This window comes from Gemella haemolysans (genome assembly GCF_028308085.1).
GTDB lineage: Bacteria > Bacillota > Bacilli > Staphylococcales > Gemellaceae > Gemella > Gemella haemolysans_D.
The window spans coordinates 1-22,940 of sequence record NZ_JAQMFS010000031.1; the positions used below are offsets into that span (position 1 = coordinate 1).

A 22,940-nucleotide genomic window follows, 5' to 3' on the forward strand; every position below is an offset into this window, starting at 1 on the left:
GAAAGTCAAGTAGGTACACATAAGTACAAAATATCAGAAGTTGCAGGAAACGAACCAGGTGTTACATATGATAAAACTGTGTATGAAGTAGAAGTGAGTGTAACAAAAGATACACAAGCAAATAGACTAAATGCAACGATATCAAAAACACCTGAAGAATTAAAATTCACGAATACGTTTGTACAAAAGATGATTGATATACCAGTAACAAAAGTGTGGAATGACAATAATAATAATGATGGTAAACGACCAAATAATGTGGAAGTCGAATTATTAGAAAATGGATCATCTACAGGGAAGAAACTAATCTTAAGCTCTGAAAACAATTGGAAAGGAAGTTTCCAAAACTTAGTCGCAGAAAAAGATGGGAAAGCTATTAATTATTCTGTTGTAGAAGTTGCAACTAATGGATACCAAGCTTCTGTGACAGGTGATGTAAATACTGGATATACTATTACAAATAGTTATTCTAATGAGACAGTAAATATTAAGGCTGTCAAAAATTGGGATGATGGTAATAACCAAGATGGTAAGAGACCATCTGAAATAAAAATTAATTTATTAGCTGATGGTGAAAAAGTTGAAACTAAAACAGTAAAAGCAGATCAATCAGGAAAATGGGAAGTATCATTTACTGGAAAGCCGAAATATAAAGATGGTAAAGAGATAAAATATACTATTACAGAAGAAGCTGTGAATGAGTATACAACTACGATTACTGATTTTAATGTAGTTAATAAATATGTTCCGAAAGTAGTAGAATTTCAAGTTACGAAAATTTGGGATGATGCAAACAATCAAGATGGTAAGAGACCTTCGACTATACAAGTTCAACTTTATAAGTCTATAGAGGGTTCTGTGGAAACTCCTTTACCAGATAAGATTTTAACACTCGAAGAAAAAGGGCAAAATAATCCGAATAAATGGACTGGTATTTTTACAAATTTACCGAAATATGAAAATGGTAAAGAAGTAAGTTATTCAGTTAAAGAGATTAATGTTCCAGAAGGTTATGTTTCAAATGTTGTTGGTAAAGAAATTACAAATAGTCATACTCCTGAAGAAATAGTAATAGAAGGTACTAAAGTATGGAATGATAATAATAACCAAGATGGAAAACGTTCGAAAATCATAAGAGTTCAGATTCTAAATGGTGAAAAAGTTGTTGATGAAATAGAAGTATCAGAAAAAACTAACTGGACATTTAAATCAAAATCATTGCCTAAATATGAGAATGGTAAAGAAATTAAATATGCAGTTAAAGAAATGGAAGTAAAAACATATTCTACTGATATTTCAAAAGATGATAATGGAAAATATACAATAACAAATACTCACGAACCAGAGAAAATAAGTCTTCAAGGACAAAAAATTTGGGATGATATGAATAATATTGATCAAATAAGACCAGTATCAATAACTGTTAAACTTTATGCGAATGGAGAAGATACAGGAAAAACAGCGACTGTTACGGAAAATAATGGTTGGAGATATGAATTTTCAAATTTAGATAAATATAAAGATGGAAAATTAATTACTTATTCGGTTAAAGAAGTGAATATTCCAAACGGTTATGAGGTTGAAGAAAATGGTATGAATATAATAAATCATCATAAGCCGAATAAACCGAAGGATCCAGAACCGAATAAACCGAAGGATCCAGAGCCAAATAAACCGAAGGATCCAGAACCGAATAAACCGAAAGATCCAGAACCGAATAAACCGAAAGATCCAGAACCAAATAAACCGAAGGATCCAGAACCGAATAAACCGAAAGATCCAGAACCAAATAAACCAAAAAATCCAGAACCAAAAACTATTAATCCAGATAAATCAAGAGAACTAGATAACAATAAAAAATTACCACTTACTGGAAGTGAATCTGGAAATTCTTTATTAGGATTAATATTGTTAGGTGTTGGTACTAGCTTGGTTGCGTATAAACGTAGAAAAGAAGATTAAATAAATTAAAAGCGAGAAAATATTTTCTCGCTTTTTTCTTTTTTATAATATTTCTTTTTCTTTCATATTGTAATGTAGATAAGCATCGATAAAATCTATTATCTCGCCATCCATTACTTTATCTATTGTAGATACTTCGTAGTTTGTTCTGTGATCTTTTACCATTGTATATGGAGTAAATACATAGGAACGAATTTGAGAACCCCAACCAATATCCTTTTGTTCACCGCGAATTGCTGCTAATTCTTTTTCTTTTTCTTCTATTTCGCGTTGATACAGTTTTGATTTTAAATTTTTCATCGCAGCATCTTTATTTTTAATTTGGCTTCGTTCTGCTTGTGATTGAACGACTATACCAGTAGGTAGGTGGGTAATACGAACTGCTGAATCAGTAGTGTTAATGTGCTGTCCACCGGCCCCTTGAGCTCTGTAAGTGTCTATTTTCAAGTCTTCATTATTAATTTCGATATTAATTTCATCATCATTAAATTCTGGAATTACATCGATTGAAGCGAATGATGTATGTCTTTTTCCAGACGGATCAAAAGGGGAGATACGAACAACTCGGTGAACACCTTTTTCTCCTTTTAATAATCCATATGCAAAGTCACCTTCAATTTTTATAGTTGCTGATTTAACTCCAGTGATATCACCAGATTGATAGTTTAAGTAACTGTATTTTAATCCTTGTTTTGTGAAGAATCTTTCATACATACGTAACATTAATTCTGACCAATCTGTAGCATCAGTTCCACCAGCCCCGGCATGTATTTCTAGTATAGCAGTGTTGTTATCATATTCTTCTGAGAATAATAATCTAAAGCTAAAATCTTCAACACTATCTTTAAGATTAACTACTGTTTCTAGTAAATCTTGATAAATTTCTTCATCATCTTCATCTTTTAGAAATTCAACCATCTCTTCAGAGTGCTCTAAATAGTCTATCATTTCACTAAATTCATCAAGTTCTTTTTTTATACTTTTTGATTCGGTAACTAATAGACTAGCTGCTTCGCTATCATTCCAAAAATCAGCCTCAAGCATCATATTTTCAATTTCAGCAACTCGTTCAGTTTTATCTTCTATTTTTAATGAAGTTTTAAATTCCGTTATTCTTTTATTAATTTCTTCGAGTTCTTTTCTAAGTTCAATAAGTTCCAAAATTTTTACCTCTATTAACTTCTTTCGTTTACTTATTATACTAGAATTTTATTGAAGATACAAGGAAGGTGAGGATAAAATCCAGTGTATTCATAAGAAAAAAAAGTGTTTATCAGCAAGATTAAAAGTTCTAGTTAATAAACACTCTATTTATAAAATATTATTTTTTCTCTACAGCACCATTTTTCTTAAGATTTTCTTCTATGTAGCTTAGCTTTCTTTCTTCATCCAAAGAAGATTTTTTGAAATGCAAGCGATCCTTATCTTTTTCGAAGTTTATTTTAGTAAAATCTAAATCCCAAGTAATAATTACTTTTCCATCTTTCTTTTCAATAGTGTAGGAAAGTCCATCGATATCTTTATTCTCTTCGTCGATAGATGTCTTTATACTATTGTAGGCAGCTTCTTCATCAGTTCCTAGGTCAGTGATATTAGAAATAGTTTTTAATCTATTAACAACATCTCCTTTATAAGTTAATGTTGTTTCATTTTCTTGATTACTTCCATATTTTGTAGTAAATACTTTTGTCTTTTCACTGCTACATGCTGTTAGTATAAGTAGGGAAGATAAAAGTATAGTGCAAAGTCTAAATATTTTCTTCATTATAAAAAACTCCTTTTCTATTGATTAACCTTTATTATATCATAAGTGATGAAAGTTTTTGAATGGTTTTATTATTATTTGTTTCAATATATACTTTTTAAGACTCATTTAAAACTTGGTATTACAAGGTTTTTCTCGCGTTGAAAACAGAAAGGTCAAAAAAAGTCAAAAATATTTCAAAAAAGCTATTGACTTATTTTGACCTTAATGGTATTATTATATATGTGATTAGCAGTCAGATACTTAGAGTGCTAAAACACAAAATTGGAGAATAGGTGATGACGATGTTAATAGATAGACAAGTACTCATTCTTCAATCTATAGTCGAAAACTTTATTACGACTAATCAGCCTGTAGGTTCTAAGCAAATTGCTCAAAATATTGATTTCAGTTCGGCAACGATAAGAAATGATATGAGTAAATTAGAAAAAGAAGGATTGATTAAAAAGACTCATATTTCATCAGGTAGAGTGCCTTCGGAAAAAGGTTATCGCTATTATGTAGATTACATAAAAAAAGATTATGAACTATCGAATAGTGAGAATGAAAAACTTAAACAACTCTCTGGTGGTGATATAGTCTCGGAAAATAACTATCTAGAAAAAAATGCAATAGTACTATCGGATTTAACTGATTGTACGGCGGTGATACTAGCCCCGACAAAAACGGATAGGCGCATTAATAAGATAGAGGTTATTCTTCTAAGTAGTCGTAGCATTCTCGTTATATTAGTAACAAATATAGGAGAGGTATTCCAACAAAACTATAAACTTGATGCAGACTTCACTGCAGAAGATATAGGGGAGATCAATAAACTTCTTCAAAGTTACTTCTATGATGTGGATATGGCAACAGCTCACGTAATGATTCACGGTGAGTTAGAGAAATATTTAAAGAATAAAGTTAACAACTACGATATGATAGTGGTGGCTTTAAATAGATTGTTGCAAAATAAAATTAAAAAGACTGTAGCATTAGGGGGTAAGTACAATTTACTTAAACAACCCGATATAGACAATGTAGAAAAATTAAAAGAAGTAGTATCGCTCTTAGAAGATGATAAGATAGTCGAGCTTCTAGATAATAATGAAGTAACAGACAAACCATCTATTAAAATAGGAACTGAGCTTAAGCTTGGGAATATAGATGATCTTTCATTAGTGTCTAGTAGTTATAACACATCTAAAGGTCAAGGTGTAATAGCCGTATTTGGACCAAAGAGAATGGACTATTCAAAAATCATGACACTTATAGCTTGTGTTCGTGATAATTTAAATAATAATTTAAAATAATTAGGAGGCAGAGATGGCTACTGAAGAACAAAAAGAAACTCTACAAGAAGAAGTAACAACAGAAGAAACTGTTGAAACTGAAGAAACTACAGACTCTGAAGAAGTAGTTGAAAAAACTGCAGAAGAGTTATTACAAGAACAAATTGAAAAACTGCAAGAAGAAGTAAAAGCGTCAGAAGATAAATACTTACGTCTTTACGCAGAATTTGAAAACTTTAAACGACGTAAAAATCAAGAAATTGACACTATAAATGCTTATAAGAGTCAAAAAGTGATTACAGAAATCTTACCAAGTTTGGATAACTTAGAACGTGCTTTACAAGTTGAGTCAACTAATGAAGAAGTACAAACAGTTCTAAAAGGTGTACAAATGGTATACGAAGGATTACAAGCAGCGCTTAAATCAGAAGGTGTTGAACTAGTAGAAACTGAAAATGCTCAGTTCGATCCAAACTTCCACCACGCAGTAATGCAAGGAGAAGAAAGCGACAAAGAAAGCGGAGTAATCTTAGATACATTCCAAAAAGGTTACAAACTAAAAGATAGAGTAATCAGACCAGCAATGGTTAAAGTTAATTCTTAAAGGCTACATCGTTAGCATTTCAAGTATTGTAAATACGAAGAAATGGTTACGAGGAAGCTTCTCAAAGATACTCAAAGAATAAGGAATGCAGAGACGAAATGATTTGAAAGTATCGACTGAGCCTTAGTTTTTTCGAACCTAGAAGGGGAAGAAAAAAGTTAGGAGTAAGAATCGCACAGCTACACCAAGAAAGAGGAGCGTAGCAACGAAATGATTGGTATGTAGCCACTGCGCAGATACTTACTTAAAAAATTAAGAACGTAGTGACAAAATAATTTGAAAGTAGCCACTGCGCAGATAAAAAGTAATATAAGACTTTGTTAGAGTGAAATAATCATTTTAACAAATAAATTTGAAAATATAGTTATTATAAATTTAAGGAGGACAAGAATATGTCAAAAATTATAGGTATCGACTTAGGAACAACTAACTCATGTGTATCAGTATTAGAAGGTGGGGAAGCTAAAGTAATCCCTAACCCAGAAGGTAACAGAACTACACCTTCTGTAGTAGCATTCAAAGGTGATGAAATTCAAGTAGGGGAAGTAGCAAAACGTCAAGCAATCACTAACCCTAACACAGTAATTTCTATCAAACGTCACATGGGTACAGATTATAAAGTAGATGTAAATGGTAAAAAATACTCACCACAAGAAATCTCAGCAATGATTTTACAAAACTTAAAAGCAACTGCTGAAGCTTACCTAGGTGAAAAAGTAACTAAAGCTGTTATTACAGTACCAGCTTACTTCAACGACGCTCAACGTCAAGCAACTAAAGACGCTGGTAAAATTGCTGGATTAGAAGTAGAACGTATTATCAACGAACCTACTGCAGCTGCATTAGCGTACGGATTAGAAAAAACAGATGTAGATCAAAAAGTATTAGTATTCGACTTAGGTGGTGGTACTTTCGACGTATCTATCTTAGAATTAGGAGACGGAGTATTCGAAGTATTAGCTACATCAGGAGATAATTTACTAGGTGGGGATGACTTCGACCAAGCTATTATTGACTATCTTGTAGAAGAATTCAAAAAAGAACAAGCTATCGACTTATCTCAAGATAAAATGGCAATGCAACGTCTTAAAGATGCAGCAGAAAAAGCTAAAAAAGACTTATCTGGTGTAACTTCAACTCAAATTTCATTACCATTCATCTCAGCTGGAGCTAACGGACCAGTTCACTTAGAAAACACATTAACTCGTGCTAAATTTGATGAACTTACTCACAGCTTAGTAGAAAGAACATTAATCCCAACTCGTCAAGCTCTTAAAGATGCTGGATTAAACCCAAGTGAAATCGATCAAGTAATCTTAGTTGGTGGATCTACACGTATTCCAGCCGTACAAGAAGCTGTTAAAAAAGAAATGGGTAAAGAGCCTCATAAAGGAGTAAACCCTGATGAAGTAGTAGCTATGGGTGCTGCTATCCAAGGTGGAGTAATTACAGGTGACGTTAAAGACGTTGTATTACTAGACGTAACTCCATTATCATTAGGTATTGAAACAATGGGATCAGTTATGACAGTATTAATTCCAAGAAATACAACAATCCCAACTTCTAAATCACAAGTATTCTCTACAGCTGCAGATAACCAACCAGCAGTAGATATCCACGTATTACAAGGTGAACGCCCAATGGCATCTGATAACAAAACTCTTGGAAGATTCCAACTTTCAGATATACCACCAGCACCACGTGGAGTACCTCAAATCGAAGTTACATTTGATATCGACAAAAACGGTATTGTAAATGTTACAGCTAAAGATCTTGGAACTCAAAAACAACAAAAAATTACTATTGAATCAAGCAGTTCATTAACTGATGCTGATATCGATAGAATGGTTAAAGAAGCAGAAGCTAATGCTGATGCAGATGCTAAACGTAAAGAAGAAGCTGATATACGTAACGAAGCTGACCAACTTTCATTCCAAGCAGATAAAGCATTAGAAGAAGCTAAAGATAAAGTAGATCAAAGCTTATTAGATAACATTAAAGCTAAAAACGATACATTGAAAGAAGCTATTAAAAACAATAACTTAGAAGAAATTAAAGCTGCTAAAGATGAATTAAACAAAGCAGTTCAAGAAATGACTATGAAACTTTATGAACAAGCAAATGCTGCAGCAGGAGCACAAGGTGCAGATGCAGGAGCAACTTCATCTAATAACGATGATGACACAATTGATGCAGACTTCACTGAGAAAAAATAATTAAATAAATAGTCTAAGGGAGTTACCCAAAGGTTTTAAATTCTGAAAAAGTTTATATGGGAACTCATAGATGCAGTGGTTTATTGATATCTAAATTTGCTTTATAACAGCTTTTAGATATCTAATAAACTTTGCGGGGGTGACTCAACAAAATCTTGTTTCTCCGAAATCACGATTTTTGAGTCACTCCCTTTATTAAATAATTATAGGAGAGATTAAGATGGCTAAAAGAGATTATTATGAGGTGCTTGGCGTAAGTAAAAGCGCAAGTGCAGCTGAAATTAAAAAAGCATATCGTAAATTATCAAAACAATATCACCCAGATATCAACAAAGAGCCAGGCGCTGAAGATAAGTTTAAAGAAATTTCAGAAGCGTACGAAGTACTGAGTGACGATACTAAAAAAGCTCAATATGATCAATTTGGTCACGCAGCATTTGAAGGTGGAGCCGGTCAAGGTGGATTTGGTGGCTTCGGTGGAGGTTTCTCTGGATTCTCAGGTGGTTTTGATGACCTTGGAGATATTTTCTCAAGTTTCTTCGGTGGAGGAGGATCACGTCGTAATCCAAATGCTCCACGTCAAGGAGAAGACTTATTACACCGCATTCGTATAAGTTTTGAGGATGCCGTATTCGGTACGAAAAAAACTATTAAAATTCGTAAAGATGTAGAATGTGATCACTGTCACGGAAGTGGAGCTAAAGATTCTTCATCTGTAAACACATGTCACAGATGTAATGGTAGTGGACAAGAAACGGTAATTCAAGATACTCCATTCGGACGTATGCAAAGTCAACGTACATGTTCTGAATGTCAAGGACGCGGAAAAATCATTAAAGATAAATGTCCTCACTGTTTCGGTAAAGGATACAATAACCGTGAGGTAGAATATGAAGTAGAAATTCCAGAAGGAATTAGCTCAGGACAACGTGTTCGTCTTCGTGGTAAAGGCGGAGCAGGAGAAAATGGAGGTCCAGCAGGTGATTTATTCATAGAAGTAATCGTTGCTGAGGATTCATACTTCCACAGAGAAGATGATGATATCTACACTGAATTAAAACTTTCTCCAGCACAGGCTGCTTTAGGAACAAAAGTTGATGTTCGTACATTAACAGGTGAAATTGAACTAAATGTTCCAGCAGGAACACAACATGGACGTAAATTCCGTCTTGCAGGTAAAGGGGTTAAAAGCGTTATGGGATATGGTCAAGGAGATCACTATATCGTGGTATCTATTGAAATTCCTAAAAACTTATCAACAAAAGAACGTGAATTATACCTAGAACTTGCTAAATTAAATAATGAAAAAGTCGAAGAAGATGAAAGCTTCCTGGACAAGGTAAGTAGAAAAGCAAAAGATCTATTTGACTAATAAGACGAAAAGCTCAGAGATTTCTGGGCTTTTTTTCTATTTTATCAAGTATTATACTATATTTATTTGAATTTTTTTGTAATACAAAGTAAAATATAAGATGGATATAAAATATACAAAAGAAGGAGTGAGGAAATGTTCATAAGTGAGTTTAAGACTGACCAAGAGATTAGTATGTTTTTATTATTAGATAATGTAATTCGTGGAATTGCAACGAGTGGGAAACCATATTTAACATTGTATTTGAAAGATAAAACTGGTAGCATTGATGGAAAAATTTGGGAAGTTAAAGACGAAGATAGTGAAAACTTAAAAGCTGGTAAGATGGTTTATGTAGAAGGAACGATTTTAGATTATCGTGGAAAACTACAGTTGAAAATTAAAAACTATCGAATGGCTACAGAAAATGACAATATCGATATACAAGATTATATTCAAACAGCACCAGTACCAAAAGATGTAATGATAAATGAATTAAATTACTTTTTAAAAGAAATAGGTAATGATAATTTAAGAAATGTAACAATTGAATTGCTAAATAAATATAAAAAGCAATTTATTAGTTATCCTGCAGCTAAATCAATGCACCATGATTTTTATTCAGGTTTGATTTATCATACTACAACAATGTTGAAAATAGCAAAGGCCTTGGTAGGAATTTATCCATCGTTAAATAAGGATTTATTATATAGTGGTATTATTTTACATGATTTAGGGAAAACTATAGAACTTAGTGGACCTGTAGGAACTTCTTATACATTAGAAGGTGAGCTATTAGGGCATATTGTTATTATGAGTGATGAAGTAGCTCGAATGGCTGAAAAATTAGGGATTGAATCTGAAGAGATTATTTTACTTAGACATATGATTCTTGCACATCATGGTAAGTATGAATTTGGTTCACCAAAACTACCTATGATTAAAGAGGCGGAGATTATTCATTTTATCGATAATATAGATGCTAGAATGATGATGTTTGAGAAAAACTTAGCGAATGTAGAGCCTGGAACATTTAGTGATAAATTATTTGGTCTTGAGGGAAGACATTTCTACGTACCTACGTTTGATAGAGAGGATAATTAAAGAAAAAATTTAGAGAAAGAGAAGAATGTATGAACAAAGGAATAAAATATATATTAGGTTTTGCTGCAATTTTTGTTGCGGCTGTAATATGCGTATTTGGAATTATTAAATACGAAGAAATGCAAGAAGGAACTACAACGAATAATAGTGCTAACTTAGGAAGTGTAGATGGAAAACAATTAGATAAAGAGACTACGATAATTATTGAAAAACTTTCAACATTAAATGATATTGATGCTCTTAATTCAGAATTACACTTATCACAAGCTGTAATTGATATCTTGAAAAAATATGCACCGACTGTAAGTTATGCGGTAGATAACAGTGAAGGATATGATGTAATCTACTTCCGTTTAGGTGGCTATTATGCTGATTTTAAAGTTAATGATGTAAATAAAATTATCGGTTCTTATAAAGTTGATGGTGGAAAATTAACATCAACAGGAGATGACTTAGATAAGATAGGATCTAAAGTTAATGGTAACGATAAATTGAAATGGAATAACATAAACATTAATAACAAAGATCACGATAAAGATGCTGCTTTTGCAATTGCTACGAAATATAATGGAGTACAATTAGGTGGAAGTATAGATAGTATGGTAGGATTATTTGGTTACTTATCAGATCCTAGTAGACACGCAAAAGATGCTCAACCTGGTACAAATGTTGTACCAATGTCACTTGGCGAAATTACTGATATTTATAATACAGCTTTTGCAGAAACATTTAGTGCTGAACAAGTCTATAAAAAAGTAACTGGAATACAACATGCTACTTATAAAGAAGTGGACGACAGTTATAAAGGAAATGAATCTAAGTATAATAAGAGTATTAAATGGAATGAAGTTATTTACTTCAAGAAAGATAAGATGTACCTTGCGGCATTTGGTGGTATAGGAGGAGTAAGTGCAACATCTCCAGCTACACCAGATAAGTATACAATAGAAGGAGATAAAGTTATCGTACCTCTAATTGACAACTTTAATGGTGGAAAACAAAAAGGTCAAATGGTACTACGTCTAAATAATAAAAAATATGAAGGCGGACAAAGTAGATCTAAATATTATGTAGAAAGCGTAAGTAATTAGGTTATAAAAATATTATAAAAAGTAAAAGATAGGATTAAGTCCTGTCTTTTACTATGTATATGATAAGGAAAACTAGTAAGGTATGATATTAAATATAAATGATAAAATAGCTTTGGTAGTATGTTCAAATGGAAAAAATACTGAAGATAAAGATAGGTTAGAAAATTTAGAGAATACTTTAGTAGAGATGGGTTTAGTACCTGTCTTTACTAAATATATCTATAGAGATAAGTATGGACGTGCCGCAAGTCCACAACTTAGAGCTGATGAATTAATGTCGTTTTATAGGAATAATGAGATAAAAGCAATCTTTGATATTTCTGGTGGAGATATTGCTAATGAAATCTTAGAATATATAGATTATGAAGTAATAAAAGAAAACTATAAACCATTTTTTGGATATAGTGACTTAACGACAGTATTAAATTCTTTAGTAAGAAAAACAGATAAAATAAATTATTTATATCAGATTTTAAATATTATAGAAAATGAAGAAATACGAAAAAGTTTTGAGAATACATTCTTAAAAAAACAGAACTCTTTATTTGATGTTAACTGGAAGTTTTTACAAGGAACAAAAATTGAAGGTGAAGTTGTTGGAGGAAATATTAGGTGTTTCTTAAAACTTGCAGGGACAGAATATTTTCCAAAAGTAGAAAACAAGGTGTTTTTCATAGAAGGATTAGGTACTTCAATAGAAGGGCTAATAACACAGCTTTCCCAATTAAAACAATTAGGAGTATTTGATAAAATTTCAGGATTATTAATAGGAACTTTCACAAAAATTGAAAAAGAATTTTCTGTTGAAGGAATATTTGAAATTATTCAGGAGTATATACCATCTTCTTTACCAGTAGCAAAAACTCAAGAGGTTGGACACGCAAAAGATTCAAAAGCATTGAAACTTGGAGAAAAAATATATATTAAAAATGAGTTGATCGTCTAGATCAACTCATTTTTTTATAGTTTATACCATTTAGAAATTGCTTGAGTTCCGTTTGTGTTACGAACTTCTTCTTCTAACTCGTTGTAAATTTTGTACGCTGTCTCAAGTCCAGGAAGTTTGATATTCATTTTTTCACATTCTTCTAAAGCAAGTTTCATATCTTTAATAAAGTGGTGAGTGAAAAATCCTGGTTTGAAGTCTCCGTTTAGGATACGTGGCCCATATGAAGTCATTGAGAAACTTCCGCCTGAACCTGTAGATACTGTTTTGAAGAATGAGTCTAAGTCTAGTCCAACTTCTTTAGCGAATTTGAAACTCTCTGCAACAGAAATCATAGTAGTAGCTATAGCAATTTGGTTAGCAAGTTTTGTATATTGCCCTTTTCCTGCATCTCCGAAATAAGTAATGTTTTTACCTAGTTTTTCAACTAATGGAAGAACGATTTCTTCAAATACTTTCTTGTCACCACCAGCCATGATAGACAATGTAGCATTTTTTGCTCCGATATCTCCTCCAGTAACTGGTAAATCAAGTGCGTATGCTCCAACTTTTAGAAATTCGACACTGATTTTTTCAGCGAGTGTAGGTGAAGAAGTAGTCATATCTACGAAGACTTGCCCCTTTTTAGCTGTCGTAATTAATCCTTCTTTACCTAAATATACTTCTTCAACATCTTTAGGGTAACCAACCATAGTGAATATGACTTCGGCAAATATAGGTGCATCTTTAATCTCTTCAAGAAGAGTTGCTCCACGTTTTAATAAGTTGTCAGTTTTACTCTTTGTTCTGTTGTAGACGAAAAGTTCATGACCCGCATCTAATAAGTGTCCAGCCATGCTCTCACCCATAACTCCTGTTCCAATCCATGCAATTTTCATAATGAGTTCCTCCATGTATAATTATATTTCTTCTTTAATTATACCATAAAAATTGAAAACGTTATAATTCGTAGTTTGAATAAATAGGGAAAGAATTTTAATAACATCGAAGGGAAATATATGATATAATATTCAAGGTAAGATGATAACTAGGAGGATGTTGTGAATAAAAGTAAATTAAAAGAATTTTTTATGTGTACAAGACCACATAGTTATCCAGCATCGATAGCACCAGTTTTATTCGGGGCTACGTATGCATTAGGATACGAGAGTAAATTCTCAATTTTAAAATTTATATTGTTTTTACTAGCTTGCTTATTAATTCAAGCTGCGACTAATTTATTTAATGAGTATTATGATTACAAACATGGATTGGACAAGGTCGATTCAGAAGGAATTTCTGGTTCGATAGTGAAGGGAAATCTAAGCCCTAAAGAGGTTATGGTAGGAGCCTTGGTATTGTACGCACTAGCATTTGTATTTGGATTAATTTTAACATTTATGACGAGTGTCTATGTACTATTAGTCGGTTTAGTGTGTATGCTTGCTGGATATTTCTATACTGGAGGTAAATATCCTATAGCTTATTCTCCATTTGGAGAAGTTGTTTCAGGATTTTTCATGGGAACAATTATAATAACTTTATCATTCTATTTCCAAACTGGCTATGTTAATGCTGATATTATTGTTGTTTCACTGCCGTTATTTATCATGATAGGAGCAATATTATTAGCGAATAATATCCGTGACTTGGATAATGATAAAGAATCAGGAAGAAGAACTTATGCGATATTAGTCGGAAGAAATAATGCGATTAAAACAATGGCAATTAGCTTTATCGTAGTATATTTATTAAATGTTTTATTTATAGTTACTAAATATGCTTCGTGGTGGAATCTACTGGTGTTTGTTACTATTCCTTTAGCTATAAAAATAATTAAAGGTTTTAGTGCGAATAATCACAAAAAAACAATGGCACCGTATATGGTGTTAACAGCTAAGTTGACGATTTTTGTAGGATTCATAATGTCGTTAGCGAATATATTGAAATATATAATGAATTAAAAAAAACAAATGAGTCAACTTTTTTTGTTGACATCTTAAACTAAAAGATATATAATAAATAATGTGTTTATGAGGTGATATTTAATGAAATGGTTAAGATCTTCGTTATTCAAAAATAATAGTGATACTTTTGTTTTTGAAGAAAATATAAATGTTAAAGTAGCACACTACGATAGCTCTTTAAAAGATATTAGAGATGTTGTTGTTAGTGGAAAATTAACTCGAGGTGGACAAGATAAAATCTATGCTGATCTATTAATTAAAGGTAACTTCGAAATGATTTCAGGAAAAACACTAAAAGAAGTTGTTGTTCCATTTGAAATCGAAGAGAGAGAAGAATACGTTGATAAATCTGTATTTGCAGGTGAAGAGGTATTCGACGTTAATTTAATGGATATGTATATTGATTTAACACCTTTAGTGAATGAGCTTATAATTTTAAATATTCCAATAACTACTTCTGATGAAGAAGAGCTAGAGAGGGTTTCTGGTAATGACTGGGAATTGGTTTCTGAAGAGTCTTTAACTGATGTTAAAGAAAAGAAAGAATCACCGTTTGCAGCTCTTAACGGACTATTTAAAGAACAATAAGAATTATTTAAAATAATTGGAGGAAATTAACTATGGCAGTTCCTTTTAGAAGAACATCAAAAACAGCTAAAAGAAAAAGAAGAACTCACAAAAAACTATCTGCACCATCAATTACTATCGATGCAACAACTGGTAACTACGTAATGGGTCACCGTGTTGATAGAAAAACTGGTATGTACAAAGGTAGACAAGTTCTAGACGTTAAATAATTTAAATATTACCAAACCCTAAGGAGGTGTCCTTAGGGTTTTTTATATTTAAAAGAAGATATCTTAGATTAGCGATGTATTGAGAAATAAGTAGAGGAGATTTAATAAATAAGTAAGTTTAGGACAAAAAACTCAATATATCTTGTGAATTTTTTTGATAAGATGTAGAATAATAGTATAATATAATTTTCTAATTTGATAGAAATTTAAAAGGGGATTTTGATATGATTAAGTATGGAATTGTTGGATCAGGTTATTTCGGAGCAGATTTAGCTCGTTCATTAGAAAAAATAAAAGATGCGAAAGTGATTGCAGTTTTTGATCCAGAAAATGGGGAGAAAGTTGCTAAGGAACTAGAAGCAGAGAATTGTTCAACTTTAGAACAATTGGTAACAAGAGAAGATGTAGATTGTGTTATCGTCGCAACACCGAGTAATTTACATCGTGAGCCAGTATTATTAGCCGCTAAGAATGGTAAACATGTATTCTGTGAAAAACCAATCGCTTTATCTTATGAAGATTGTAAGGTTATGGTTGAAACTTGTCGAGAAAATAATGTGATTTTTATGGCAGGTCATATTATGAACTTTTTTAATGGAGTACGTCACGCAAAAGAATTGATTAAGCAAGGGAAAATAGGAGATGTAATATTTTGTCATGCAGCAAGAACAGGATGGGAAGAAAAACAAGAAACTGTTTCTTGGAAAAAAAATCGATCACAGTCTGGAGGACACTTATACCATCACATTCATGAACTTGATTGTATTCAATTTATTATGGATGGTCTACCCGAGCAAGCAACTATGATAGGTGGAAATGTATGTCATGTTGGTGAAAATTTTGGTGATGAAGATGATTTCTTAATAGTTAATCTGGAATTTTCTAATAAACGATACGCAGTACTTGAATATGGGAATGCTTTTAGATGGGGTGAACACTATGTCCTTATAGAAGGTACAAAAGGAGCTATAAAATTAGATTTATATAATACTAGAGGTACTTTAAGAGTAGTAGGAGAAGGAGAGAGTTATTTCTTAATCCATGAATCAAAAGAAGAAGATGATGACAGAACGGCTATTTATACAGGTAGAGGAATGGACGGAGCAATAGCTTATGGAAATCCTAATGTACGTTGCCCTCTTTGGTTACAAAGCTGTATAGATAAAGAAATGTTGTATTTGCATAATATTTTGAATGGAGAAAAAGTATCAAAAGAATATGAAAAACTATTAAATGGTGTCGCAGCTCTAGAGTCAATTGCGACTGCTGATGCATGCACATTGTCTTTAAAAGAAAATAGAAAAGTAAAGTTGAGAGAAATAGTAAAATAGAAACTAAGAGACTAATAATAACAAATACTCCAAGAGAAGTTCTCCTGGAGTATTGTTTTATAATATTAATCTAAGTATCCTAATTTTTTAATTAGTTCTGCAGTTAAAACAGCTCCACCAGCTGCTCCACGTAATGTGTTATGAGAAAGTCCTACGAATTTGTAATCGAATAGGTTATCTTCACGTAAACGACCTACAGTAATTTGCATACCTTTTTCGTTGTCACGATCAAGCACTGGTTGTGGACGATCATTTTCTTCATAATATTTAATGAATGGAGTTGGTGCTAGTGGTAAGTCATGTTTAGCAATTTCAGGAACATGATTTTTAATTTTTTCAACTAAAGTTTCTAATCCTGGATCATTTTTTAAATTGAAAGATACACAAGCAAGGTGTCCATCAAGAACTGGAACACGAATACATTGAGCTGATAGTTTCATTGAGTTATCTGGAACAATTTTACCATCAACTACTTTACCGAAGATTTTAAGTGGTTCTTTTTCACTTTTCTCTTCTTCTCCTCCAATATAAGGAATGATGTTCTCTACCATTTCAGGCCATTCATTGAAAGTTTTTCCGCTTCCTGAGATAGCTTGGTAAGTACAGATAGATGCTTCTTTAACACCGTACTCTTTAATTGCTTCAAAGATAGGAACATAACTTTGAATTGAACAGTTAGGTTTAGTAACGATAAATCCTTTTTTAGTTCCAAGACGCTCTCTTTGAGCTGGAAGAACATCTAGGTGAGCAGAGTTAATCTCTGGGATAATCATCGGTACATCGTCTTTGTTTCTATTTGCAGAGTTGTTAGAAACAACAACTACTTCACGTTTAGCATAGTCTTCTTCAAGTTTGATTAAAGCTTCTTTATCAAGGTTGATAGCGCAGAATACCATGTCAATTCCTTCAGAAACTTCGTCAATTTTATATAAGTCTTCAACAACTAATTCTTTTGTGTATTCAGGAATAGCGTGGTCTAATTTCCAACGGCTTTCCATAAGTTCTCCATATTTTTTACCAGCAGAACGAGGTGACGCTGCTAATTTAACTACGTCAAAGTATGGGTGATTTTCTAATAATACTAATAAACGTTGTCCTACCATTCCTGTTGCCCCTAATACGGCTACTCTTGATTTTTGCATAATAAATCTCTCCTTTATTTGTATAAAAATTATTTCAAAATGAACTCCTTCTCTGCAATAAAAGAAGAAGTTCAAAAATTATTAACATATTAATTTAGAACTACTGTTCCTTCTTTATCAACTTTTAGTAAAATTGCTTGCCAGTTGTATTTTAATTTAGCAAGTTCAGTTTTTATTTTTTCAATATTGTTAGTATCGCTAACGATATTCATTAATGTAGAACCACTTCCAGAAATGAAAAATGCTGAACTATCAATTTTTTCACAAATTTCTCTAACTTCGTGATATTCATGTATTATTTCTTTTCTGTAAGGTTCATGGATTTTATCTCCCATAACCTTATTAAGAAGTTCTAAGTCATAAGTTTCAAATGCCTTAATAACCGATCCGATACGTGATAATGAGTAGATTGCATCTTGAAGTTTAATTTCTTTTGGCATTACTTTTCTAGCTTCTTCAGTAGACGTTTCGAAGTTTGGAATTAATGCTAGGAAGTTAAATTTTTCATCGACCTCATATTTTACAGTTACCGCTTCTTTACTATCGGTAGTACAAGATGAACTTAGACTTCCGAAAATAGCTGGTGAAACATTATCGGGATGCCCTTCGATTTCGTTAGCTATTGTAAAAATTTCTTGTTTATCAATAGGTGTATCAGTTAGTAAGTACGCACCGTATATACCAGCGACTACACAAGTAGAGCTACTACCTAAACCACGGCTAATCGGTACATCATTATCGATTGATATTCTAACACCTGAAATTTCTTTGTTTAATTTTTTTAGTGTAGTTAGTAATGTTTGATAAACTAGGTTATTTTCATTTGAAAAACGTTCTTCAAATCCGACGAATTCTAGACCGCTGTCTAATTTTTCGAATTTAAAAGTAGTGTAAAGTGTTAAAGCAACACCAAGGCTATCAAATCCACATCCAACATTCGCAGAAGTGGCAGGTACACGAACACTTACCATTATAAATCACCTAGTTTCTCTAAGATGTATTTCTTCATATCTTCCTTATTAATTACATCTTTATGTCTAATTTCTTTTTTGTCAAGATCTCTTAAATTCTCAGGGATAACAACTTTTGTTTGTTCATGAAGTTTATTCATAAGAGTAAACTCATCTTCTCCATGAGTTTCGAATAGAGAAGAGTATACACTTTCAGTAAATTTGTATGGAGATGCTGTTGATAATACAATACTAGCATGCTCATTATCTAAATTATCAAGAAGAACTTTGTAAGCTACGGCAGTATGAGTATCTAATAGGTAGTTATCTTTTTCATAGATAACTTTAATAGTTTCTTTAGTTTGTTCATCATCAGCAAATCCAGCTTGGAACTTGTCTTTTATCTTATCTAATATTTCACCGGTAACTTCAAAGCGACCAGTTTCTTTTAAGTCTTTCATAAGTTTAGCAATATATGCGTTATCGCAACCACTGATGTAGTAAAGTAGACGTTCTAAGTTACTAGAAATTAAGATGTCCATACTTGGTGATACTGTTTTTAAGAAGTCTCTGTTTTTATCATAAACACCAGTTGTCAAGAAATCATAAAGTACATTATTGTTATTACTTGCACAGATTAGTTTATTTACAGGTAAACCGATTTGTTCAGCGTAGTAACCAGCTAGAATATTACCGAAGTTACCAGTAGGTACTACAAAGTTTACTTTATCGTTTAATTTAATTTTGTTTGTATTTACTAAGTCTAAGTAAGAAACAACGTAGTAAACTACTTGAGGGATAAGACGCCCGATATTGATTGAATTTGCACTTGATAACTTAATATTTTTAGAAAGTAATTCTTTTTTGAATTCTTCATCAACGAATAGTTCTTTAATCCCACTTTGAGCATCGTCAAAGTTTCCATGTATCGCACAAACTTTTGTATTCTTACCTTCTTGAGTTTGCATTTGTGTTTTTTGTACTGTGCTTACACCATCGTTAGGATAGAAGACCATAATTTTTGTTCTATCTACATCTTTAAAACCTTCTAGTGCAGCTTTACCTGTATCTCCACTAGTCGCAGTTAAGATAAGAATGTCATTTTTGTCTTCTACTTTTGAAAGTGCCGTTTTTGTAAGTTGTGGAAGAAGTGAAAGACCTACGTCTTTAAATGCACTAGTAGGTCCATTGAATAATTCAAGAACATAGCTATCTTTTAATCCTACTAAAGGGGTAATATTCTCGTGAGAGAATTTTCCTCTATATGCTTCCTCTACACATTTTTTAATTTCTTCATCGCTAAAGTCTACGAAAAGACATAGCACGGCTTCAGCTACTTCATAGTAGCTTTTTCCTATTAATTTCTCTAAATCTAATTTATTTTTTCCTAAATCTCTTAAAACGAAAAGTCCACCTTCTTCACTTAAACCTTGAAGAATAGCTTCACTCGGATTTAATTTTCTATTAATATCTCTTGTACTTTCGTAAATCATTTAAAATCTCCTTGCTTTATCGTTGTATATATGATACAATGTTCTCTATAAAAATACAAGTGTTTTTTACAAAAAGAACTTAATTAATTTTTATAATTATAATTTTACACCAAAATAAGTTATAAAAACAGTCGAAATAATCAAAAAATTGAAATTTTTTGAAAATTTTCAAATTAATTTATTTGACATAAATAAAATACTTGATAAACTTTAACTATATAATTGAAAATAAATAATGAACTTAGGAGAAAATAATTATGAAGATTGCGATTTTAGGATATGGAACTGTTGGTAGTGGGGTATATGATATTATTACTAACGGTAAAACTGAAGAATTAGATAAAATTGAAGTAAAGAGTGTTTTCGCAAGAAGTCGTGATAAGATGCATTTAGCTACAGACGATATTAATGAAATTTTAAATGATGAAGAAATTTCGATTGTAGTTGAGTGCTTAGGTGGATTAAATCCTGCGTATGATTTCATAAAAAGATCTTTAGAAAATGGTAAACACGTTGTTACTGCGAATAAAGCTGTTGCAGCAAAATATCTAGGCGAATTTGTTGAGTTAGCTGAGAAGAATAATGTTAAGTTTATTTTTGAGGCTAGTGTTGGTGGAGGAATTCCATGGCTTGTAAATTTAGAAAGAACTAGACGTGTTGATGAAATAAAACGAGTATATGGTATTTTTAATGGAACAAGTAACTATATATTAGATAACATGTATAGAAATGATCAAGAATTTGATTCTACTTTAAAAACTGCTCAGGATTTAGGATATGCTGAAGCTGATCCGAGTGCTGATGTGGATGGTGGGGATGTTGTGAACAAAATTATCTTAAGTAATGCACTTGCTTTCGATATTCACGTTAAACCTGAATTTTCTACATACTCTATGAGAAACATTACAAAAAATGATATAGATTATTTAAAACAGTATGACCTAGCTGTTAAATATATTGGAGAAACAAATGTAGAAAATGGAGAGTATGAGACTTCTGTAATGCTTTCTATATTCGGAAAAGAATCTCAAGAAGCGGCTGTTCCTTTAAATAATAATATCATTACTTTAGATGGTTCTTTCATCGGAGAACTTAAGTTTTATGGACAAGGAGCAGGAAAACTTCCAACAGGAAATGCTATCGTTCAAGATATAGTTGATATTAATGAAGGTTCAACTCGTGTTGATGTAGTAATTAAGAATGACTTATCTTATTCAGAAGAATTGACTAGAAGAAACTACTTAGTACGTTCATCAGTTGAATTATCTGGTGAATTAGTTGAGAGTGTCGAACAGTATAGAGAAAACTACTATGTAAAAACAAAAGAAATTTCATTAAAACAATTAAGTTCTTTAGTTGATGAAGTAAAAGAGAAAGATAGTAAATTTGTAGTCGCTAAGTTTCATAAATAATTAAAAATAAGTAATAAAGTGATTATTAAAAATAAATGTTAGATTTTTCAGAAAATTTATTGATTTTTCTACAGATAGTTATATAATATATATTAGTAATAAAAATACAAATAACATGAATTAGAAAAAGGAGTTAAGATGGTTAGAGTATCAAAATTTGGAGGAAGCTCGGTAGCAAGTGCCGAACAATTTAAAAAAGTTAAAAATATTGTAGAATTAGACGATGCACGTCGTTTTGTTGTAGTGAGTGCTGTTGGTAAGGCGGATAAAGAAGATAATAAGGTTACAGATCTACTATATTTATGCTATGCACACACTAAATACAATATAAATTTTGATAATATCTTTAAAATGATTGAAGATAAATTTATTGCTATTAAAAGTGAATTAAACTTAAAATTTGATATTGAAGGTGAACTTGCTAAATTAAAATCTGAAATTAGTAAAGGTATTGATGAAGAGTATTTAGTAAGCCGTGGTGAATATTTAACAGCTTTATTAATGGCAGAGTATTTAGGATATCACTTTGTAGATGCTAAAGACTTAATCTTTTACAACTACCAAGGTGAGATTGATTTTGAAAAAACTCAAGCAGCCTTTGATGCTATTGTAAAAGAGTATGATCGTCTTCTTATTCCGGGGTTCTATGGAAGTAGACCAAATGGTGAAATTAAAATTATGACTCGTGGTGGAGGAGATGTTAGTGGAGCGATTGTTGCTAATATTGCAAATGCAAGTGTTTATGAAAACTGGACTGACGTATCTGGAATCTTAATGGCAGATCCTCGTATTATTGACAATCCACATGAGATTAAAGTAATTAGTTATACAGAACTTCGTGAACTTTCATATATGGGTGCAAGTGTTCTTCATGAAGAAGCAATCTTCCCAGTACGTGATAAAGACATTCCAATCCAAATTCGTAATACAAATGATCCAACAGCAGAAGGAACTATTATCTCAGATAATAAACATCTAGATGCGAAACAAATAGTTACAGGTATTGCAGGGAAAAAAGATTTCTCTATTATTACTATTAAAAAACGTCACATGGCAAATGAAGTTGGATTAATTGGTAAAGCTCTGAAAATTTTTGAAGACTTTAATGTTAGTATCGAGCACATTCCAAGTGGAATTGACTCATTCTCTGTAGTTGTTGAAACAGGTAATGTTAGACCATTTATTCATGAGTTAGTAGCTAAAATTAAAGCTGTTTTAGATGCGGATGAGATAAATGTAACTCATGAGATTTCTCTAATTGCTACAGTTGGAGAAAAAATGAAAAATACAAAAGGACTATCTGGTAGATTATTCAAAGCACTAGGGGAAGCTGGAGTAAATATTGCACTAATTTCACAAACAAATGATGAGATTAACATTATCGTTGGTGTTCATAACGATGATTACGAAAAAACTATAAACACTATTTATTCAGAATTTAAATAATATAAATGGGGGCTGACCCAAAAGTCCTAAATTTTAACAAGGTTTATATGAAAATTCATAGACGCAGTGGTTTATTGATATCTAAATTCGCTTTATAAAAGCTTTTTAGATAT

The 22,940-nt window shown here is 31.8% G+C and carries 20 protein-coding genes; 14 read left to right on the forward strand and 6 right to left on the reverse strand.

Going from position 1 to position 22,940, the window contains the following annotated elements; genetic code table 11:
* Nucleotides 1-1,962 (forward strand): Cna B-type domain-containing protein (locus PNO30_RS02690; RefSeq protein ID WP_271987067.1); only part of this gene is annotated, 1,962 nt, incomplete at its 5' end.
* 42 nt (nucleotides 1,963-2,004) lie between these two features.
* On the opposite strand, the gene prfB is transcribed toward PNO30_RS02690, so the two are convergent.
* Both prfB and PNO30_RS02700 read right to left on the reverse strand, forming a co-directional pair.
* Nucleotides 2,005-3,123, reverse strand: coding sequence for a peptide chain release factor 2 (gene prfB / locus PNO30_RS02695; RefSeq protein ID WP_271966006.1), 1,119 nt, complete (start codon nucleotides 3,121-3,123; stop codon nucleotides 2,005-2,007).
* Nucleotides 3,124-3,283: 160 nt separating this feature from the next.
* Entirely contained in the window at nucleotides 3,284-3,727 is a 444-nt protein-coding gene (locus tag PNO30_RS02700; RefSeq protein ID WP_271987068.1) for a DUF1307 domain-containing protein, read from the reverse strand.
* 278 nt (nucleotides 3,728-4,005) lie between these two features.
* Between PNO30_RS02700 and hrcA the strand changes: the two genes are divergently transcribed.
* The 7 genes from hrcA (at nucleotide 4,006) to PNO30_RS02735 (ending at nucleotide 12,310) form a co-directional block, all read left to right on the forward strand.
* Nucleotides 4,006-5,019 carry a heat-inducible transcriptional repressor HrcA gene (gene hrcA, locus PNO30_RS02705; RefSeq protein ID WP_271966003.1) on the forward strand — a complete coding sequence of 338 codons (1,014 nt, stop codon included), beginning with the start codon at nucleotides 4,006-4,008 and terminating at the stop codon, nucleotides 5,017-5,019.
* Between the two features lie 13 nt (nucleotides 5,020-5,032).
* Nucleotides 5,033-5,602 carry a nucleotide exchange factor GrpE gene (grpE, locus tag PNO30_RS02710; protein WP_204642516.1) on the forward strand — a complete coding sequence of 190 codons (570 nt, stop codon included), beginning with the start codon at nucleotides 5,033-5,035 and terminating at the stop codon, nucleotides 5,600-5,602.
* A gap of 392 nt (nucleotides 5,603-5,994) precedes the next feature.
* Nucleotides 5,995-7,818, forward strand: coding sequence for a molecular chaperone DnaK (gene dnaK, locus PNO30_RS02715; RefSeq protein ID WP_271966001.1), 1,824 nt, complete (start codon nucleotides 5,995-5,997; stop codon nucleotides 7,816-7,818).
* Nucleotides 7,819-8,038: 220 nt separating this feature from the next.
* Nucleotides 8,039-9,190, forward strand: a complete 1,152-nt coding sequence (dnaJ, locus tag PNO30_RS02720) for a molecular chaperone DnaJ (RefSeq protein ID WP_271965999.1) — start codon at nucleotides 8,039-8,041, stop codon at nucleotides 9,188-9,190.
* 135 nt (nucleotides 9,191-9,325) lie between these two features.
* Nucleotides 9,326-10,273 (forward strand): HD domain-containing protein, encoded by a 948-nt coding sequence (locus PNO30_RS02725; protein ID WP_271987069.1) that lies wholly within the window; start codon nucleotides 9,326-9,328, stop codon nucleotides 10,271-10,273.
* A 29-nt stretch (nucleotides 10,274-10,302) separates the two neighbouring features.
* Nucleotides 10,303-11,364, forward strand: coding sequence for a hypothetical protein (locus PNO30_RS02730; protein ID WP_271987070.1), 1,062 nt, complete (start codon nucleotides 10,303-10,305; stop codon nucleotides 11,362-11,364).
* Between the two features lie 82 nt (nucleotides 11,365-11,446).
* Nucleotides 11,447-12,310: a S66 family peptidase gene (locus tag PNO30_RS02735; protein ID WP_271987071.1), complete on the forward strand. Its 864-nt coding sequence runs from the start codon at nucleotides 11,447-11,449 to the stop codon at nucleotides 12,308-12,310.
* A 14-nt stretch (nucleotides 12,311-12,324) separates the two neighbouring features.
* On the opposite strand, the gene PNO30_RS02740 is transcribed toward PNO30_RS02735, so the two are convergent.
* On the reverse strand, nucleotides 12,325-13,188 hold the full coding sequence (locus PNO30_RS02740; protein ID WP_271965994.1) for an NAD(P)-dependent oxidoreductase: 864 nt from the start codon (nucleotides 13,186-13,188) through the stop codon (nucleotides 12,325-12,327).
* Nucleotides 13,189-13,350: 162 nt separating this feature from the next.
* Here PNO30_RS02740 and PNO30_RS02745 point away from each other — a divergent pair, with 162 nt between their 5' ends.
* The 4 genes from PNO30_RS02745 (at nucleotide 13,351) to PNO30_RS02760 (ending at nucleotide 16,384) form a co-directional block, all read left to right on the forward strand.
* On the forward strand, nucleotides 13,351-14,253 hold the full coding sequence (locus PNO30_RS02745; protein ID WP_271987072.1) for a 1,4-dihydroxy-2-naphthoate polyprenyltransferase: 903 nt from the start codon (nucleotides 13,351-13,353) through the stop codon (nucleotides 14,251-14,253).
* 84 nt (nucleotides 14,254-14,337) lie between these two features.
* Nucleotides 14,338-14,844 carry a YceD family protein gene (locus tag PNO30_RS02750; RefSeq protein WP_271987073.1) on the forward strand — a complete coding sequence of 169 codons (507 nt, stop codon included), beginning with the start codon at nucleotides 14,338-14,340 and terminating at the stop codon, nucleotides 14,842-14,844.
* 32 nt (nucleotides 14,845-14,876) lie between these two features.
* Entirely contained in the window at nucleotides 14,877-15,053 is a 177-nt protein-coding gene (gene rpmF / locus PNO30_RS02755; protein WP_003147267.1) for a 50S ribosomal protein L32, read from the forward strand.
* Nucleotides 15,054-15,277: 224 nt separating this feature from the next.
* Nucleotides 15,278-16,384, forward strand: a complete 1,107-nt coding sequence (locus PNO30_RS02760) for a Gfo/Idh/MocA family protein (protein ID WP_271987074.1) — start codon at nucleotides 15,278-15,280, stop codon at nucleotides 16,382-16,384.
* Between the two features lie 65 nt (nucleotides 16,385-16,449).
* Here the strand turns inward: PNO30_RS02760 and asd are convergent, their stop codons facing one another.
* The 3 genes from asd to thrC form a co-directional block, all read right to left on the reverse strand.
* A complete protein-coding gene (gene asd / locus PNO30_RS02765; protein WP_271987075.1) occupies nucleotides 16,450-17,526 on the reverse strand; it encodes an aspartate-semialdehyde dehydrogenase in 1,077 nt (358 codons plus the stop codon).
* Nucleotides 17,527-17,615: 89 nt separating this feature from the next.
* Nucleotides 17,616-18,497 (reverse strand): homoserine kinase, encoded by an 882-nt coding sequence (gene thrB / locus PNO30_RS02770; protein ID WP_271987076.1) that lies wholly within the window; start codon nucleotides 18,495-18,497, stop codon nucleotides 17,616-17,618.
* Nucleotides 18,497-19,969, reverse strand: coding sequence for a threonine synthase (thrC, locus tag PNO30_RS02775; protein WP_271987077.1), 1,473 nt, complete (start codon nucleotides 19,967-19,969; stop codon nucleotides 18,497-18,499). The genes thrB and thrC overlap by 1 nt, the downstream gene beginning before the upstream one ends.
* Nucleotides 19,970-20,226: 257 nt before the next feature.
* On the opposite strand from thrC, the gene PNO30_RS02780 reads away from it, so the two are divergent.
* A complete protein-coding gene (locus PNO30_RS02780; RefSeq protein WP_271987078.1) occupies nucleotides 20,227-21,381 on the forward strand; it encodes a homoserine dehydrogenase in 1,155 nt (384 codons plus the stop codon).
* 138 nt (nucleotides 21,382-21,519) lie between these two features.
* Nucleotides 21,520-22,827: an aspartate kinase gene (locus PNO30_RS02785; RefSeq protein ID WP_271987079.1), complete on the forward strand. Its 1,308-nt coding sequence runs from the start codon at nucleotides 21,520-21,522 to the stop codon at nucleotides 22,825-22,827.
* Nucleotides 22,828-22,940 lie beyond the last annotated feature (113 nt).